The 17921-nt window shown below is 31.7% G+C and carries 18 protein-coding genes; 6 read left to right on the top strand and 12 right to left on the bottom strand.

All coding sequences use genetic code 11. The annotated features are described in order from the left end of the window. Both FOF46_RS28490 and FOF46_RS28485 read right to left on the bottom strand, forming a co-directional pair. A partial coding sequence (locus tag FOF46_RS28490; RefSeq protein WP_143918860.1) for a PKD domain-containing protein occupies positions 1 to 3422 on the bottom strand: 3422 nt, incomplete at its 3' end. Positions 3423 to 3640: 218 nt separating this feature from the next. Then, positions 3641 to 3913 carry a hypothetical protein gene (locus FOF46_RS28485; protein WP_143918859.1) on the bottom strand — a complete coding sequence of 91 codons (273 nt, stop codon included), beginning with the start codon at positions 3911 to 3913 and terminating at the stop codon, positions 3641 to 3643. Positions 3914 to 4680: 767 nt separating this feature from the next. On the opposite strand from FOF46_RS28485, the gene FOF46_RS28480 reads away from it, so the two are divergent. From FOF46_RS28480 to FOF46_RS28470, 4 genes are all read left to right on the top strand, one after another. Then, positions 4681 to 6396, top strand: a complete 1716-nt coding sequence (locus FOF46_RS28480) for a helix-turn-helix domain-containing protein (protein WP_143918858.1) — start codon at positions 4681 to 4683, stop codon at positions 6394 to 6396. Positions 6397 to 6493: 97 nt separating this feature from the next. Next, positions 6494 to 6631, top strand: a complete 138-nt coding sequence (locus FOF46_RS31845) for a hypothetical protein (RefSeq protein ID WP_167571978.1) — start codon at positions 6494 to 6496, stop codon at positions 6629 to 6631. Between the two features lie 372 nt (positions 6632 to 7003). Then, positions 7004 to 9169: a prolyl oligopeptidase family serine peptidase gene (locus tag FOF46_RS28475; RefSeq protein WP_143918857.1), complete on the top strand. Its 2166-nt coding sequence runs from the start codon at positions 7004 to 7006 to the stop codon at positions 9167 to 9169. Between the two features lie 372 nt (positions 9170 to 9541). Continuing rightward, a complete protein-coding gene (locus FOF46_RS28470; RefSeq protein WP_143918856.1) occupies positions 9542 to 9703 on the top strand; it encodes an AraC family transcriptional regulator in 162 nt (53 codons plus the stop codon). 10 nt (positions 9704 to 9713) lie between these two features. Here the strand turns inward: FOF46_RS28470 and FOF46_RS28465 are convergent, their stop codons facing one another. The 4 genes from FOF46_RS28465 to FOF46_RS28450 all read right to left on the bottom strand — a co-directional run bounded on the left by FOF46_RS28465 (position 9714) and on the right by FOF46_RS28450 (position 12715). Then, positions 9714 to 11051 (bottom strand): tyrosine-type recombinase/integrase, encoded by a 1338-nt coding sequence (locus FOF46_RS28465; RefSeq protein ID WP_143918855.1) that lies wholly within the window; start codon positions 11049 to 11051, stop codon positions 9714 to 9716. A gap of 369 nt (positions 11052 to 11420) precedes the next feature. After that, positions 11421 to 11768: a hypothetical protein gene (locus FOF46_RS28460; protein WP_143918854.1), complete on the bottom strand. Its 348-nt coding sequence runs from the start codon at positions 11766 to 11768 to the stop codon at positions 11421 to 11423. Between the two features lie 104 nt (positions 11769 to 11872). Beyond that, the gene (locus tag FOF46_RS28455) at positions 11873 to 12172 is read right to left on the bottom strand and encodes a DUF7683 domain-containing protein (RefSeq protein ID WP_143918853.1); all 300 of its coding nucleotides are present in this window, start codon (positions 12170 to 12172) and stop codon (positions 11873 to 11875) included. A 12-nt stretch (positions 12173 to 12184) separates the two neighbouring features. Continuing rightward, entirely contained in the window at positions 12185 to 12715 is a 531-nt protein-coding gene (locus tag FOF46_RS28450; protein WP_143918852.1) for an RHS repeat domain-containing protein, read from the bottom strand. Positions 12716 to 12753: 38 nt separating this feature from the next. On the opposite strand from FOF46_RS28450, the gene FOF46_RS28445 reads away from it, so the two are divergent. Further along, a complete protein-coding gene (locus FOF46_RS28445; protein ID WP_143918851.1) occupies positions 12754 to 12951 on the top strand; it encodes a hypothetical protein in 198 nt (65 codons plus the stop codon). 98 nt (positions 12952 to 13049) lie between these two features. Here the strand turns inward: FOF46_RS28445 and FOF46_RS28440 are convergent, their stop codons facing one another. The 6 genes from FOF46_RS28440 to FOF46_RS28415 form a co-directional block, all read right to left on the bottom strand. Continuing rightward, complete coding sequence (locus tag FOF46_RS28440; RefSeq protein ID WP_143918850.1) at positions 13050 to 13562, bottom strand: hypothetical protein; 513 nt, start codon at positions 13560 to 13562, stop codon at positions 13050 to 13052. Next, positions 13559 to 14050, bottom strand: coding sequence for a hypothetical protein (locus tag FOF46_RS28435; RefSeq protein WP_143918849.1), 492 nt, complete (start codon positions 14048 to 14050; stop codon positions 13559 to 13561). Before FOF46_RS28435 ends, FOF46_RS28440 begins: the two co-directional genes overlap by 4 nt. Before the next feature lie 342 nt (positions 14051 to 14392). Then, positions 14393 to 14821 (bottom strand): hypothetical protein, encoded by a 429-nt coding sequence (locus tag FOF46_RS28430; protein ID WP_143918848.1) that lies wholly within the window; start codon positions 14819 to 14821, stop codon positions 14393 to 14395. A gap of 6 nt (positions 14822 to 14827) precedes the next feature. Continuing rightward, a complete protein-coding gene (locus FOF46_RS28425) occupies positions 14828 to 16027 on the bottom strand; it encodes an RHS repeat domain-containing protein (protein WP_143918847.1) in 1200 nt (399 codons plus the stop codon). Between the two features lie 103 nt (positions 16028 to 16130). After that, the gene (locus tag FOF46_RS28420; RefSeq protein WP_143918846.1) at positions 16131 to 16631 is read right to left on the bottom strand and encodes a hypothetical protein; all 501 of its coding nucleotides are present in this window, start codon (positions 16629 to 16631) and stop codon (positions 16131 to 16133) included. Positions 16632 to 16645: 14 nt separating this feature from the next. Further along, entirely contained in the window at positions 16646 to 16885 is a 240-nt protein-coding gene (locus tag FOF46_RS28415) for a hypothetical protein (protein ID WP_143918845.1), read from the bottom strand. 514 nt (positions 16886 to 17399) lie between these two features. Here FOF46_RS28415 and FOF46_RS28410 point away from each other — a divergent pair. Continuing rightward, the gene (locus tag FOF46_RS28410) at positions 17400 to 17735 is read left to right on the top strand and encodes a helix-turn-helix domain-containing protein (RefSeq protein ID WP_143918844.1); all 336 of its coding nucleotides are present in this window, start codon (positions 17400 to 17402) and stop codon (positions 17733 to 17735) included. The last annotated feature ends 186 nt before the right edge of the window (positions 17736 to 17921 follow it).

Raw genomic sequence — 17921 nt, 5'->3', positions numbered from 1 at the left:
ACTATTACACTCATGGTATGACTTACTCTGTGTTTGGTTTCTGTATTGTAGGCCAATACCTTTACTTCATAAGTACCTTCACTAGTAAAGGTTTTGGTAAAACTTACTCCACTACCACATTGTTCTTGTGTACCATTCACACTCCATGTATATAGGTTAGCACTCCCACTACCAGAAGTATTCGCAGTAAAGGTTGCAGGCTGATTAGGAATCTTAGGTCCATCACCTGGAGTATCAATAATCACTCCTCCCAAAGCATCAGATTGCTGACCTTGATAGTTATAGCGTACTTGCTGTACCACGTGCTGATCCTGATCTAATGCATATTGCATTCGGTTCATATCATCGTACCTATAATAGGCTGTTTGTCCTTGTGGATTGGTCATGCTGGTTACCCCGATTAATGGATCATAGGTATACCCGCTCACTTGTGCATTTGAAAAATAGGCATGCTCTCTTAAGTTTTTAAGCAGCGTACGCATGGTGGCTTCCTCTGCTGCAGTATCTTCTGTATCTGATGTAGCTTTTAACTGATCGATCAACGCAGTTACTGCTACTGATATCCCTGTATAACTAGCATTATCAATTTTTACAATGGGTTGGGTAGTATTGTACCCCCAAACATACATGATATGACGCCCATCGATCTGAGATACTTCAAGAGGGTTGCCTTGAGTATCATATTTATGATAGGTGAGACGAGGCTCTGGAGTATCACTTCCTTTAGCTATCTTAGTGATCCCAGGAAGCACAATTCCATTCCCCCAATCGATAAATTCTGTTTGTTGTGTCCCCAGAATAGTGGTGTTTTCTTTGCTCTGTGTTTCTACAGGAGTCGTAATTCTGTTTTGAGCCACCAATAGATTATTTACTGTACCAGGTTGATCATAAGGATAACTATACGTAGTCGTCAACGTTTTGTTATCACTATCTGTGGTGGTCTGTGTTTTGAGCTGACCATAAGGATTATCATAAGTATATGAGGTCTCATTGGTCACTATTTTATCATCCAAAAATTCTCGTGTAGTGGTTTTAACCAGTTGATATTCTTTGGGATACTCTACATAATGATTTTCATCATAATCCAGCGAACTAGCATCGAATAAAACCCCTCCTGATTGACGCCATTGATTTCTTCCAACAGCCATTCCGTATGCTTTTACAGAACTATTGGTATTAGCTCCATATGGATAGAAATTATTGTATTCATTTAAGGTTTCCCTTTGTAATACAAAATCATTTCCCTGTTTCTTAAATATTTCGCTTTTAAGAAGTCTTCCCTTTCTCCAATCATTATCTGTCCCAACAGAAAATGGAAAACTTGTAATCCCATTATTATAGATAGAATACTGATTTACTGTCTTACCGTTAGTTCCTCCTTCTTCTAGAACTTCTACCCGTCTATATAAAACCGGACTTCCTTGATACCCCATCAAACCAAACATACTTTTTGCGGTCTTATGCGTTTTAATTTCTATATAATGATCCTGTCTATGTCTAGTTGAATATTCGAAAACAGCAGGAGATCCTGCTAAATGTCCACTATGAGAACCATCTTCCATCACATATTTATAGGTTTTTGTTTTACACTGCCCCATGCCATCGCAATCTGTGGTACTACCAACTCTAATACCTCCTACGTATTTATATGAATTTAACTCTTCAGCACGTTCTTCATAATGAATAGTATATCTAACAGAAACACTAGTTCCAAATGGCGCAGTTAATCTCCCTTGTATATGAATTTTCCCATTTGTAGTATATCCAAATTGCTCATAATCCTCATTATAAGAATCAGGACAACTTATTCCAGGTTCGCAAGCAATAGTTTCTCCATCCTTATAGATATGGAGGTTTACATTATCAAATGTACATCCTGATCCAGTTGTTGAAATACGGATGTCGGTTTCAGTGCCTATAAAATCATTTCCAGCACCTTCGCCTAATATTAATCTGCCTGTAATTTTGACTATCTGATGTTCTGGTATTTGTATAATAGTATCTATCATTTTATCAAAAACGCCTCCTTCAACCTTGATTAATCTGCTAATCGATTTGTTATGCGAATAACTACAGTTAGCAGCTGTATTTGAACCGCTATTATTAGGAATTCTATTTTGTTCATAGGTGATCTCACTATATCCTTTTGTGGGATAAGTAATCTTTTTTAGAGCACCCATTATAGTCTTGGCTGGAATGATTTCTTTACCTTGATCGGATAATAGAGAATATCCCAAACCATTATAATATCCCCAGAAATCTTGTTGCTTGTAATTTTGATCGAAAGGAAGCATATCAGGATATGGATAGTATTCAAATTGGTACCATGGTAGTGTATCATCTCCATTATTTCTGGTAATTCCTAAAAGTGTTTTCCTGTTTTTTGTAGGTTGATCATAAGTGAACGTATACTTGGTGATTTGTTTGCTGCTATCCCAAATAGAAATGTTATTTAATGCCTGAATGGAGATTCCCTGGTCAACGCTGCTACTGATATCAAATTGTACTTCACCATTAGGAAATCTAATTTTTTGAAGAGTATTTCTGCTTATCGAACTGTGTTTATGGGCAATGTTTGTCCCTGTTAAAGTACCTCTTACCCTGGTTTCTGATTCTGAAACCACCGTTTTACCATACGATTCTCCTGGGCCATAGTCAAAATAGATACTTCCTTTATTGTTAGGCAATTCTATTCGTGTTAACAAATAACTTACTGGTATAATATGATTTATTGGTTCAGAAAATGCACCGTAATTATAAGTTCCCAATTCGTATACATCAAAATAGTAATTAATACCCTGATCATTAATAATCTTGAATTTGTCATTATTTTTTTGAACTTTATAATTCCTATGATTTAGAAATACGATAGCACCCGTTTCATCAAACACAAAACTCCCATCGAGTCCTGCTACATTGATATTGTATTTATCTTGTTCTGCGTCATAGTTTTTGTTTGCAATATTATTATAGATCTCCAATCTTTTAAGATCAAGTTCTTCTAAAGAAAGTGTATTATAAGCTCCTTGTAAATATGGGATTACGGTATTGGATTTATACGCTTGGTTCCCATAATCATCATCAACTCCTCGTACCTGTTTAGTGACTCTACCATTGGCCATTAAATCCCAACCCATCCCCGTCATGGCATGATCTTGTTCGGTAACTAATCCCCCATAATTATAGGAGAGATAGATTGGCCATTCGAAACCACCAACTTTTATGGTGTATAAAGGCACAGTATAATTGATCTTACCCGAGGCTAAGTTGACAGGGATATCCCCATATTTTCCCAAACTTGCCGCTTCTGGTGAAACAGGAAAAACCTGTAAGGCTTCCTGTAGTGGATCTTGCGCATGTGTTTGTTGATTTGTAATTAATACAAATCCCATAAATAACAAACCTAAAAGTTGTTTTTTCATAAAAGTGATTTTGTAATTGTTTTCAATTTTTCCTGCACCAAACCAAAGCTGATTTTTATTACTTTGATGATGCAATTTGTTGTCCTAATGCAAGAGTAATAAAAGCCAGTTTCATTTTTCGGGACTGGGAAAATTTTATTGAATATTTTTTATTTGATGTTCGAAGCTCAATCTCTGATGCATTTTTCTTGACTCCCATTTTCCAATCTCTACTCTCATTATCCGACAAAGGGATTTAGCTTTTTGACCTCATTTTTTTTTGTGTAAAATCCGAACTTGAAACCCACCTCTTCTACATACACATAACTTTGTATAGAAAAATCATATTCAATCGGAGCGTTTAAGTTTTTCATCACTCCTATGATTCGATATAATTTGGTTTTTGAAATCCCTAAACGAGCAGAACAATCCTCTGGTGACCCCGTAGCTTGTAATCGGATGAGTTGATCGATACGTTCCATGATTTCGACATGTCTGATAATAAGATTCATATTGTTTTCCCTTTATACATTAGTATTTCTTTTTAGTGCAATGATGAAGTGGTTTACGTATGTTGTTCTCGATTCTATTTAGGGTATTGGCATGTAAGGCTATTTCGCCATTAACAATGTTTATTGGGGGATTCATCTTTGATAGTACTTTTTTTACTATATCTATAGGGGTATTACTCCATAAAGCAATTTTGTGATCAGTACGCTTTTTTTGATCGTGGTTTAAGTTGTTATAGTAAAAAGTAAGCATAAGTAGGTGTTCAAGTTTAGCCCTTCGACAGGCTCGGGGTGACATTGGGGGAACTACACCAACTATTTTTTTTATTAAGAAAAAGTATGTTTCTCGCTTTATAAATGAGTTCTATGGCCTTTTCACTTGTCCATCCTTTGTCATATAATTTATTCATCCAGACGTATAATATCATCTCATAAGGACTATAATGTACTAGGTTGTACATAAATTCATCCATCTTAAGGTGTAACATTTTTAGGATATCAGACATAAACATATGTTTACTGTTGTGTGGGTAAGTAGCCATCTTGTACATTTTTTGTTGGGTCAAATGTAAGAGAGGTATGAGGGGTTTTGCAAGGGGAACAAATCGACTTTCATGGAATATCGAGTCGATTTTCAAGGAATTTAGAGTAGAAAATGAACCAATAAAAAACTATATATCAATTCATTACCTTCAAAATTTAGTCCTATTAAGAAAGTACTATATTTGTCATGTAGTACTTTGGCGAATCTTTTACATTTATACGATTTTATGACCTCCCTGAGATTTAATTATATACTAATACTCTTCTACATTTTATTTAATGGAAATAAAGTAAATGGCCAGGAAAGCGATTTTATAATTCCAGATTCACTTGTTGGTAAGAGTTACGAACAATTAAATGAATCCTACTTAAAAATTTATAATGACACTTTAAAATCGAATATTTATTTAAATACCATATTAACTAAAGCCATAAAAGATAATAATAGAGAACGTCAAGCCAGATCTTATTGTTATTTATCATATTATGCAAAAAACGATTCTGAAAAATTAGCCTTGCTTAACAAATCAATTGAGATTAGCGAAAATTTAAGTGATGCTTCTTATCTATTATTACCATATTCTTTTAAAGGTTCTTACTATTATAATAAAGGAAATTATTCATCTGCATTAAACAATTATTTAAAGATTCTAGAAGTGGCTAGAGAAGTTAATAGTATTAACTACATTTATATTACAAAACATAATATAGCTCTTGTTAAAACTCATTTAGGTAAATACGAAGAAGCACTGTCTTTATTTAAAGAAGATTTCTTATATGAGAAAAACAAAAAAGATTTTGATTTAGAATATTATCTTGAATCGTTACTTGCTTTAGCTGATTCATACAGATATAATAAAATATTAGATTCTGCTACATTTTATAATAAAGAAGGAATTGTTAAAAGTATAAATGAATATAAAAAAAAATATTCATCATTTGTTATTAATGAAGGGATCAATCAATATTACAAGAAGAATTTTGCAGCCGCCAAAGATAGTATTGATAAAGGATTATCTTTAAAAAACATTTACAATCCTTTAAATGCAGAAATAATTACTCTTGGAATGTATTATAGTGGTGAAATTCAAAATAAATTAGGAGATGACCAAAAAGCTTTATACTATTTTCTTAAACAAGATTCTTTAGTACAAAAGAAAAAAATATTCATTCCTGAAATACGTCAAGGATATGAGTTTATTATCAAGAATTATAAACAAAATAATGATAAAGATAAACAATTAGAATATATTAATAAATTACTAGATTTTGATAGTGTTATCTATAGCCAAAGAAGTTTTGTGTCGGATAAATTATTTGCAGAATTTGAAAAACCTACGCTTCTAAAGGAAAAACAGTTATTAATTAGAGAACTTGAAAAAGATCAAAAGAGTATTGGTTATTGGCTGTCAATTTCTGTTTCTGTTTCAATAGCGATCCTACTATTGTTGTTGTTTCAATACAAAAAAAGAAAAACTCTGAAGAAAAAATTTGATCAACTTATTCATGAATCTACTTTATCTATTGACCAGAAAAAAGATAATATTAGTACAAAAAAAGATAATAAAATTGGTATCCCAAAAGACGTAGTTGAAACCATTTTATCTGAGTTAGATTATTTTGAAAAAAAACATCTCTATCTAGAGAAAAATATAACTATAAACTCTTTATCAAAAAATATTGGAACCAATTCAAAATATCTATCTAAAATTATAAATATTTATAAGAAAAAAAGCCTCACTACTTATATTAATGATCTACGAATTGATTATATGGTTAATGCACTAAAGACAAATAAAAAATTACGTAATTATTCTGTGCAGGGATTAGCTGAAGAAGTTGGGTTTAATAAAGCCGAATCGTTTTCATCTGCATTTAAAAAATATACAGGAATACAACCATCTTATTTTATAAAGCAACTTAATCAGGCGGAGGGATTATAGCACGAAATTCATGGAATTTCGTATACAATAAGTCTTTTGATTTTATTTTGAATCCATTTTAAAGATATATTTGTCGTAAATAAAATTCTATATAATCATGAAAACAAAAAAACTTAAGAAAAAGCTAAAAAAACTTAATTTAGAGAAATTACAAGTTACAAATTTAATAGCTATTAGAGGAGGAGGAGATGAAAGAAGTGGTAACCCACATTGCCCCCCAAAAGAAGGAGATTAAATATTTTATTCAGTAATAATAGTTTTTGAATAAGTAGAAAATTAGTCTTGAGTCAAATATGTATAAAAATATTGTAACTATGAAATATGAAAATTTTAATAAGAAAAATCTCAATTTGGAGAAAATGAAAATTATAAACTTATCAGTCATAAATGGTGGTGGAAATGATGGTCAAGGTGACACAAAAAGTAACAAACCGACTTGCCCTCCAAAAGATGAGGATAATTTCATTGATCAATAAAATTAACATTTTAGGATCCATTAAAATAGTTTTTGTTGAAATTATATTTATCTCTTCAAAAACTATTTTCCTTCAAATAAGCAAAAAAATTAATCCTGATTCTGGTTTAAAAATAGTTTAAATAAAACATAATGTTTCAAAAAAAGATTTTGTTAATTCTTATCATTATAAATGTATCATGTAATAAGAAAAAAGAAAAGATATATTCCTATCCTTTTATTCCTTCAATTCCAGTGATTGACACCTACCATGGAACATCTATAGAAGATCCATATCGTAATCTGGAAAACCTCAAGGATTCAACGGTAATACAATGGTTTGCAGCTCAAGAAAACTATGCCAGGACTTTTCTAAATGTAATTCCTAGAAGGGATAGTTTATTAGCTAAACAATTAGTATTTGATAAAAGACAAGAGTCCACCATAAGCAAAATAAAAATCCATAAAAACAAAACCGTTTTTTATCTGAAAAGAAAACGAGGAGAAGAATTTGATAAATTATATTTAAAAAGACCAAATGAGCAAGAAAAATTAGTATACAATCCTACTGATTATAAAACCGATCATATTATCAATTATTTTAAAGTGAGCTGGGACGCCACTAAAGTTGCTATTAGTCTTGTTAAAAAAGGAGAAAACATCTCAGATTTGCTTGTTTATGATTTGGTAACCAAGAAAATAAATGCTCAGATTATACAAAAAGCGAAGCCAAAAACGACTGGTGGAATTAATTGGCTACCGGATGATTCTGGTTTTATTTATCAAAATTTTCCTAATACTGATCATCAAAGTAAGGAGTATATGACAAATACCAGAGCAGTTCTTCATAAATTAGATATGGATACCACTCAGGTAATTGAAGTATTTTCGAAAAAAAATAATCCATCTATCCCTATGGAATCAGCCGATTTTCCTATTGTTAATATTAAATCCGATAAGGCTGATCATATATTTGGAATCATTGGAGGAGTATCAAAATATGATGATACGTATTACGCAACAATAAACAAGGAGACAAATTACACAAATCTCAATTGGAAGTTGTTGTTTAAAAAAGAAGATCAAATTGATAGCTTTTTTACCGACACAGATGAATTAATATATTTGACATCAAAAGATGCTTCTAACTTTAAGATTTGCAAGACTTCTATACAACACCCTGATTTTAAAAACCCTACCGTTTTGGTAGAAGAAAAAAAAGATCGAGTCATTACTGACTTTGAATATATAGATGGTGAGTTATTTTACGTAACCATAAAAAATGGAGTAGAATCTAAATTTTTTAGTAAAAAAAATGGAGTAGAAGAAGAAATACAACTTCCTTTGGCCTCTGGCAATACTTATATTTCACACGAAGGAGACACACTTAAAGTCTCTTTATACAGTTGGACACAACCCAATCAAGTATATACTTATAATATAGAAAAACGAGAATTTTCACTTCTTGACTTAAATACTAAAACGAATTTTCCTGAATTTAATGATTTTGTGGTAGAAGAAATTGAAGTACCTTCTCACGATGGTATAAAAATTCCTTTATCCGTAATCTACAAAAAAGGACTTAAAAAAGATGGCAATAATCGTTTAATCTCTTTAAGTTATGGAGCATATGGTGCTTCGTTTAGTCCTTATTTTATGATTACTTTGCTAACATGGGTTAATGAAGGGAATATTTGGGTATTACCCCATGTACGAGGTGGTGGTGAAAAAGGAGATGCCTGGCATAAAGCAGGTTTTAAAACAACTAAATCTAACAGTTGGAAAGATTTGATTTCGTGCACAGAATATTTAATTAAAGAGGGATACACCTCCCCAGAACTCAATGTAGCTTTTGGAACCAGTGCAGCAGGAATAACAATAGGCAGAGCGATAACAGAACGCCCTGATCTTTTTGAGGTTGCTCTAATGAGCGTTCCTTCAATTAATTTAGTTCGATCAGAAATTCAGCCGAACGGACCTAATAGTATTAAAGAATTTGGAACTGTAGAAATCAAAGAAGAATTCGAAGCTCTATACGAAATGGATGCATATCATCATATCGAAAAAAATATAGACTATCCTGCAATTCTAATATCAACCGGAATGAATGATGGCGCAGTAGTACCATGGGATCCGGCAAAGTTTGTTGCAAAAATGCAGGCTACTAATCCGAACGGTAAACCAACATTATTTTCTGTAGATTTTAATGCAAATCATGGTGGTGATGGTACTATGGACTATTACTATAAAAATATGGCAGACGCCTTTTCCTTCGCCCTCTGGCAAACCGGTCACCCCGATTATCAACCTAAAGAATAATATACATAATACTTAAAATCCCGCCCTTAAAAGCGGGGTTATTTTTAACTACTATCTGGAAGTTATTGCAAGCTTACAAATATCTTATATGAAAAACCTAACCTTATCAATCAAAAAATTCAATTCATAGTATTATCTTTTTTATATTCCGGATAATCCATCAGAAGCTTCATCAATCAATAAAGAAACATTAAATCATCTCCTTGATCAACTTAAAAAATTCGAACAAAAGCAGGGGTATCTAAAATCAAATCTTAATGCCAAAGATCTGGTAAAAAGCTTTGGATCTAATGCTAATTACCTCTCTAAAATGGTCAATACATTTCAAGAAAAAACTTTACCAGTTATATCAATGATCTGATTATCAATTATGTGATAGGTAAACTAAAAGAGGATCGTATTTTTAGAAAATATACGGTAAAAGCGATTGCACAAGATATTGGATTTAATAATGCAGAAGCTTTTGCTAAAGCATTCTATAAAAAGACGGGGATTTATCCTTGGTATTTTATTAAAGAGTTGGAGAAAAGATAAAAAATACTTCTTAGCCAAAAATCTTTTCTGCAGCTTTATCTAAAATTTCATTCTCAAAATCAGCAAAATAAGCTTCGGTAGTATAGTAGTTAGTATGGCCAAGCATATCACCAATTTCAGCTTTTGAAATTCCTTTATACAATCCAGCTGTTGCAAAAGTGTGTCTGGCTACATAAGTAGTAAGTTTAATATCGAGATTGAGTTTTTTACTAATTGTATTCAACCTACGGTTATGATTTCTTCTGCGGTTCTTATAAATTTCATGTACTCGTTCTTCTGATTCTATATGAATTACATCATCCAGAATAGGAAATATTAGGTTTTCTTTTGATTTTCCCTTGATATAATATTTAAAAAGTCTTAAGACATATTCTGGAATCAAAATATCAAATTCCTTTACGTTTGCACCTCTTCTTGTTTTACGCCTTTGGTATTTTAATCTGCCTTTACTTATAGAACCTACTTTTAAATACGCCATATCCATAAAGTTCATCCCTCGCATATAAAAATTCACCAGAAAATAATTCTTATGGTGCCATAAAGGAGATTCTTTAGGAATATCCATTTCTTTAATTTGTTCTATAATATCTAGATTGGCTGCTCTCTTTTTTGTTCTCTGTTGTTTGATAGCATATCTACCTTTTCCGAACGGATAGTCATCTAATTTGAGCTCTGTGCTCGTATCTTTGATCGCCAGATTATAAACTCTTCTAATCGATCTTAATCTTACACCAAGACCATTTAACGTATTTTTCTTATATATTGTTTTACTTTTATTTGAAGTCTTTTTATTTACTGGTTTATTATCCTTACTTAAGTACCAGGATTCTAGATCTTCCAAAAATATTTCGTTGATTTTTGATATCAATATATCTTCTCCAGAATTAAACTTAAGTAGCAAATCGATAGCACTTCTCATCGCATCCGCCATACCAAAACGTCTAGCATCCTGATAACGAGCAATTACTTTTGTACCGTATACATTTAAAAAAGTTTGGATTTTTTTAGGCTCACTTTTCAAAATCAAGGTGTTCTCTTCTACACTTTTTATAAGAGCATTATGAATCAAATCGACAACCTCATATACGGTTAATGTTTTTAGTACCGTATTATAATCAGAAATGATCTTTGAAGCTATAGCCCACTTCTCGTCTATTTTATGATTTGCTCTTTTTGAATTCGGAAATGACGCCTTGACTTGGTTTTTATCTTCATTCCATTGTTCGGGAGTCAATTTATAACCTAATGGAATATTCTTTGGAATTCCTTTGTGACGTACTCTTATAATCAAAGGAAACTCTTTTGCTTTTTTGTTACGTTTATCAAGCATTAAAGTAAGTGTTGCCATAGTTACATTTTAACAAAATCTAAAATACTGTAATGCAATTAAATAACAAAGAAAAATTGCTCGGTTTTTGCTCGGTTTTTTCAGTTTCATACGGTTTAAAACAAACCATAACAGATTTCTGATTCCTCAAAACTATTTGATTATTAGCAACTTACGATCCAAATTGAATTGTATAAAACCGAATAGCATGTTACTCATAATCAGGGGGTCCTTGGTTCGAGCCCAAGTGGGACCACATAGTTTAAAAAAGCTGTTTCTAATAGTAGAAGCAGCTTTTTTTATGCCGTATAGTGAACTTAATGGTCTTAGTGATTGTTCATAATACTTAGCACGGATTTGAAATCTGCGGTATTGGTTTTTTATATAAGATCAACTTAATATTAGTAATTTTTCAGCTTCTTTTATATCGGGTTCATTTTTTAATTTTAAAATACTAGCCATAACCTCTAACCAATGTCCCTTATCATGACTTTTATGAAATGAAGCTCCATACACTGAAGCTAAAGGAGGATAAGTAGGTAACTTTTTTTCTTTTGCAATTTTAGAAAAGATGATTGCTAAATTTTCCTTATTCAACTCTAAAGATTGAAATCTTTCAGGTAAAATACCAATAATACAAAATAATGTTAAACATAAATTTGACAATTCTCTATAGTCAATATCACTTGGGAGAGATTGATTTAGATAGGAAACAAAGTCTTTTAAATTATCGTCCATAATTATATTCCGATCGCGAGGATTTGCAATCCCTGTCAATAATATCTATAGCAAATGTAAAACTAACTAGTTTCATTTTTTGAAACCAAGCAATTAATTTTACATTAATGATCTTTTGATCTGACTCCATTTCCAATTTCTAGGTCAACATTAAAAGTTTCAAAGAAGTACTCATATTTATCAAAATCAAAAGAAAAATCAATCATATTAGCTATACGGTTTGCCATTTCCTTATTTATATTATATTGTTCATAAAGCAAAGGGTCTTTTTCAGAAGTTTCAAACATTCTTTTTAATTCTAGTAATGGAAAATCTTCTTCTAATAAAATTCGTTCACCAATAAGCGTCTCACCACTTTTTTCATAAAAGGTTATGCTTCTTTGTATCTTGAAATCTTTCTTCATTTTAAATATTTACTAATATCCTGCCAAACTTTGACGGCACCAGAAACATTCTGGCGCTAGCGGGGGATCTATATTCATCCATCTACCCAATGCAGGGTCATGATTACGAGCCCCAAAATCAAGCCATTCTAATCTAAGTTCATTCTGTTCTTCCTTACCATTATATCCGTAAGGATGCTCTCTACCAGTAATAGTATTATTGTATCCTTTGTGTTCGAGCCCAAAGGGATAATAGTTATTTTCCTCTACAATCTCATCCTGAGTAATCGATCCATCTTTATTAAAGTCCTTATAGGATAATCGTATGTTTCTTAAATGGTCTTTGAACTGGTATACGTACTTGAACCCATCAGCTTCTTTCTCTACATAACCCTCTGGATGGTTAAAGAACTCAAGATTTCCATTTTTATAGATGTAGTTTCCAGCATACTCCGTTTCTATTAAAGAACTTCCACTTGGAGCGATTTTCTTCAATTTTACTCCAGTAGCGTCGTAAATATAAGTAATATTTCCAGCTGTATTTGTAATAAAAATCCACAACATTGCTGTTGTGGATTTATCAATCTTTTATTATTTACTCTTTGTGCTTACCAAGCTTTGACGGCGCCCGTCACAGACGAGCGCTAGCTGGGGGTGAAGGTGTTAACGCTTCTTTTGATAAAAAGACCGTACAACGATTACAGGATATACAGAGCCTAGATGAAGAGACGCAAAATATGTTGTTTAGATTAATTGATACAATCATTAGAGATACTAAGGCTAAAAAAGCATACTCATAAAAAAACCACCCCAATATGAGGTGGCTTTAGTCTATTGTTAATCAATCTCGGATTGCAAATCCAAGCTATCTGGATTTTTATTTATTTAAAAATACCTTTTAGTTTAATTTAACTGTAGATGTATCAATCTTTTTCTGCGATAAATAGGTTGTTGTATCACTATATTTATATTGATGCTCTAATCCCAGAAGCTTATTTTTCCTATTCAAATAATCTATTTCAAACTTAAGTGTTTTTTTATAATTTTTCAGCTTATCAAATGTAAAAGATAAACTATCTATTTTTTTTAAGACCATCTTTCTGTTGAATTCATCCGCTATTAAACTAAAACTTTTCTCGTCTACTTCTTTAATTAAATAACCATCTTTTTTGTCAAAATTATTAATAGATTTACTAAGATAAATACTATCGTTTTTTACATAAAAAGACCTCAATGGTAAAAATGATAAGTCCTTGTGATATGTAACTATTGTATCGTTTTGTATTTTGATTTCATAGTATGTTGAATCTAAGTCTACTAGACTCCAATTTCCATTAAAATCATATGACTTACCTGTGTCTTTTCCACAAGAAGACAATACAACCACTAATACTATTATAATTTTTTTCATTTACTAGCTTCGTTAATATTAGATATAAATCTATTAAATTGATCTTGGTTCCTAAAACTCAAACGTAGTAACCTTGGCTCAAAATAAGTATTATTATGATTTTTTATTTTATTTCTACCTTCTCCTAAAAACCATAATTCAAATAAATAATCTTTACCTAATGTTCTTTGAGCAGCCGGCTTTCTTAATCTTGCCATTCTTTCCCCTTCTAACATATTTCCTACTATCTCAATCGAACCTCCATCATAGTTTATTTTCTGTTGAACTATAGTATTAAATCCTTTTAATTTTGAGTCAGTTGTATTAACTATAAAATCGGTAATATAAATAGCATCAACTGTTGTTCCATTTGCTATAGCCTTATTTCTTAAGCTTATATAATTTGCAACATTATTAACCAATTTTTTATAAATAACTTCAGGACTATCTTTTCTAAAATCAATAGGATCAAAACATCCTCCATCTTGACAGGAGCTAGTTTTTTTCAATTCTTTATTATTCGTAAAGTTTATGTTACCTAAAAAATCATTAGAAAAGAAGTCTTCTTCTTCTTCATTACTACCGCCAGAACTAGTTTGACTATTTCCTGAACCTGACTGGCTTTGACTACTACCATCGGCGTTTAATCCTTGACTAGCGCAAACGCCTTAATGATATTAATGAACTACCACAGAAAGAACGTGACGCCTTGTTACTGACTGTTGATGCATTTTTACGAGATTTTAAAACGAAAAGGGCATATACATAAAAAGTCACCCCGAAGAGTGACTTTATAATTTAGTTGATCAATCCTAGATTGCAAATCTGAGCTATCAGTTTCAGGTCTATAATTATTGATATTGCCTATAAACTTTACTGTACTCTATTTCAGGAACACCCTTTATCAAATCTATATTTATAAAAGGATATTCTTTTTTTATTACAAGTTCTATTTTATGATCATCAATAGTGACTTGAACTATCTTGGTGCTATCTCTAAAAAAGGTATAGCTTCCTGCAAGTCCTAAAGTATGGTCTGTAGTTAATATTTCCTTATACTTAATACTATTATTTGTAGTAATTAGTACATTGTTTTTTTCAAAACCAATATCAAATCCAATTACTAAATCTCCATCTTTTTGAACTTCTTTAATAACTTTTTTTTGCTTCTCTGTAGGCTCTATATTATTATATTTTATATTATAATTTTGACCAACTCCACAGTTATAAAAGGCAATAGTACATAATAAGAGTATTGTCTTTTTAAAAAATACTTCCATAGTTTATTATAGTTTTTTAATTCCTAGTGAATTTATGGTGTTAACAGGTCTTACTCTAGGCACAACTCTTCTAACTTCACTTCTTTGTTGTGGTGTTATTGTATTTAAATGTTGTGGTCTATGCATTAAATTATTTCTCTCCATTGAATTAACAACGTGTTGAGGATTATTATCATCGTCTTGGTGCATTAAACCAGCCGTATGACCTAATTCGTGTGCACCTGTAGAACCTGCTTCCTGGGCATTATTATTTATAAAACTTGATACTTGTATTCTATTTGATGTAGGATTACCTAATTCTTTAGTCTTACCCGCAGCTATTCTTATTAATGGGTGTGTCTCAGCTTCTGATTTACCCTCAACAGTAACTTTATCAACCATTTCTACATAAAAATCATTTTCTGTATCAATATCGTCTGCGCTTTCTACTATTTCATAAGTTGCGCTAACGGTTACATCATTCCCATCAGCGTCTTTGCCTGTAAAAGAAGTTTCTGTTTGATCTTTAATTGCATCAGCATATTCTGTTACTTGATCACTGTTTAAAGCTTTACCAAATGATCTATCTGTAGTACTGTTCAAAACTTTAAAATGCACAGTATAGTGAGTACTGCCATCAGGGTTTTCGAACCTAGTCCATTCTAAACCTTCAAGCTCATTTCCATCGATCACTCTATTTTCAGCAAAATTATAAACAGATTGATATGCATAATCTTCTGCTAAAGGATCAACTTGCCAGAACCTACCAATTGCAGGATCATATGCTCTAAACTCAAACTCTAAAATGTTTACACCTAAGTCTTCTGTAAATTCTTGTCCTTGATATGTCTGGTAGTTATGCTCCCTACCAACAATCGTATTATTGTATCCTTTGTGTTCGAGTCCAAAGGGATAATAATTCTTCTCTTCTACAATCTCATTTTGAGATATAGAACCATTCTTATCAACATCTTTATACGACAACCTAATATTACCAAGATGATCCTTAAACTGATAGACATACTTGTACTCATCAGCTTCTTTTTCTACATAGCCTTCTGGATGGTTAAAAAACTCTAGGTTCCCATTCTTATAGATGTAATTCCCGGCATACTCCGTTTCTATTAAAGAACTTCCACTTGGAGCTATTTTCTTTAATTTTGCTCCAGTAGCGTCGTAAATATAAGTAATATTTCCAGCTGTATTTGTAATAAAAATCCACAACATCAATGCTGTGGATTTATCAATCTTTTATTATTTACTCTTTGCCTACCAAGCTTTGACGGCACCCGTCACAGACGAGCGCGAGCTGGGAATTAGGCTTTCCTAGCTATTTTAATAAATCTTTAGATAGTTGACTAATAGAATTCAATTTTTTCCTATAAGTTTCGGAGCTTGTATGAAAATAAAGTTCTTTAGTAAACGAACCTTCTCCATTTAACAAAGCAGTTAAAAATACAGGATTACACTGTTCTGCGTCAGTACATTTTTTATCTTCTATTTTTTTAATGATTTCATAATTTTTAAAAAAGATATTTAAAAGTTCTTTACGCTTTTTATTAAACTTTACTTTTCTCTTAATACATTTTTTGTTGTTACGTTTCCTACGATAATATTGGACCCCTTTTTCTTTACCTCCTTCTCTCCACAATATCGCAATACCACCATAATCATTATACAAGGCAATTATATCTTCTACATTTTTATGTTTCAAAAATCTTACTTCTTTTTTAACAATACTATCAGTTTCAATACGTATTGTCTCAAAAGTAATCTGTGCTGTTAAATTTAAACAGCTAAATAGCACTATAATTATTATATTATTTTTCATTTGTTCATCTTATTTTAGGTATAAAGGCACTTGCCAAGATATAGTACCTGGTATTGTAACTCTATTACTGTGTGAAGCCCATTTCTATAAAATCGATATGACCCACCACTAGTAACTCTTTTATATAAATTTGAAGCTTGAATAGAGTTAACGTGTTGACTACCTACTCCTTGATTAAAAAATGATAATCCATGACCAATCAATTCATATGCCAATTTTTCTCCAGCAGATGAAATAATATTTGTGGCAAACATTCCTGTAGAATTATCAACAACATCTGTACTCTTACCCCCCGCTGCCGCTAGCGTCTCGCTAGTGGTGTCATTTCTTTGAAAGGCCTAACAAGTATCCATCATTATCTATTTCTAATACAGTATGATCATCTTGATAGTTTCTGCTCATGGGAACAAAATACAACAAACCAGTTTCATTTTTTGAAACCAACTTGTTATTTTTTTACTTACGTACCACCCTTAGCCAATCTTTGAGGCCACTAGCGAGACGCTAGCGGCAGCGGGGTAATAAAAATCCACAACATTACTGCTGTGGATTTATCAATATTTGTGTTCTTACTCTTACCACTCACTCATCGACGCCACTAGAAAAATTCTAGCGGTAGCGATCACTCTAGCGGCAGCAGGGGTGTATGATCAGACACAAAACTATAAAATCATAAACATTTAACCAACAACTATCATCACTATTTACATATTTTTTTACCATATATTTGTAAAATCGATGTATAATCATACGTTTTTGTAAGTAATTATGACTAAAATAGGTAACAAGATAACAGAACTACGTAAACAAAAAGGATGGTCACAGAGTGAGTTGGCTAATCAGATTAAAGCTTCTCGGGAAGCGATTGGTAAGTATGAGCGTAATGAAGCATTACCCTCTGTAGAAACTGCAAAAAACATTGCAGATATATTTGATGTATCTCTAGATTATTTAGTTAGTGATACCTTAAAACCTTCTTTTGATAAACGTATGATAGAACGTTTACAAGATTTTGAACTATTAAGTGAAGTGGATAAAAGTCATTTATTTGCCTTACTTGATGCATTCTTACGAGATGCTAAAACCAAAAGAGCGTATTCATAAAAAAACCACCCCAATATGAGGTGGCTTTAGTCTATTGTTAATCAATCTCGGATTGAAAATCATAAGTGTTCGAAACCTTAAAATTATGTAATTTAGGGAGAAACTATGAAGGTTTCAGAAGTTTTAAATTATATTCCAAAGGATGAATTAGAAAAATTATCATTGGACTATAAAGTGGATTATCAA

The sequence above is a fragment of the Aquimarina algiphila genome, from assembly GCF_007489275.1.
Taxonomy (GTDB): domain Bacteria; phylum Bacteroidota; class Bacteroidia; order Flavobacteriales; family Flavobacteriaceae; genus Aquimarina; species Aquimarina algiphila.
Note: the sequence above shows the minus strand (reverse complement) of the source record. Positions and strands in the feature narration are given on the sequence as shown.

Coding starts and splice junctions, on each gene's coding strand:
- FOF46_RS28485 (WP_143918859.1), bottom strand. CDS start 3,913: ATGAATCTTATTATCAGACATGTCGAAATCATGGAACGTATCGATCAA.
- FOF46_RS31845 (WP_167571978.1), top strand. CDS start 6,494: ATGAAAACAAAAAAACTTAAGAAAAAGCTAAAAAAACTTAATTTAGAG.
- FOF46_RS28430 (WP_143918848.1), bottom strand. CDS start 14,821: ATGGAAGTATTTTTTAAAAAGACAATACTCTTATTATGTACTATTGCC.
- FOF46_RS28475 (WP_143918857.1), top strand. CDS start 7,004: ATGTTTCAAAAAAAGATTTTGTTAATTCTTATCATTATAAATGTATCA.
- FOF46_RS28410 (WP_143918844.1), top strand. CDS start 17,400: ATGACTAAAATAGGTAACAAGATAACAGAACTACGTAAACAAAAAGGA.
- FOF46_RS28465 (WP_143918855.1), bottom strand. CDS start 11,051: ATGGCAACACTTACTTTAATGCTTGATAAACGTAACAAAAAAGCAAAA.
- FOF46_RS28415 (WP_143918845.1), bottom strand. CDS start 16,885: ATGTTTGCCACAAATATTATTTCATCTGCTGGAGAAAAATTGGCATAT.
- FOF46_RS28450 (WP_143918852.1), bottom strand. CDS start 12,715: ATGTTGTGGATTTTTATTACAAATACAGCTGGAAATATTACTTATATT.
- FOF46_RS28480 (WP_143918858.1), top strand. CDS start 4,681: ATGACCTCCCTGAGATTTAATTATATACTAATACTCTTCTACATTTTA.
- FOF46_RS28460 (WP_143918854.1), bottom strand. CDS start 11,768: ATGGACGATAATTTAAAAGACTTTGTTTCCTATCTAAATCAATCTCTC.
- FOF46_RS28440 (WP_143918850.1), bottom strand. CDS start 13,562: ATGAAAAAAATTATAATAGTATTAGTGGTTGTATTGTCTTCTTGTGGA.
- FOF46_RS28425 (WP_143918847.1), bottom strand. CDS start 16,027: ATGTTGTGGATTTTTATTACAAATACAGCTGGAAATATTACTTATATT.
- FOF46_RS28455 (WP_143918853.1), bottom strand. CDS start 12,172: ATGAAGAAAGATTTCAAGATACAAAGAAGCATAACCTTTTATGAAAAA.
- FOF46_RS28420 (WP_143918846.1), bottom strand. CDS start 16,631: ATGAAAAATAATATAATAATTATAGTGCTATTTAGCTGTTTAAATTTA.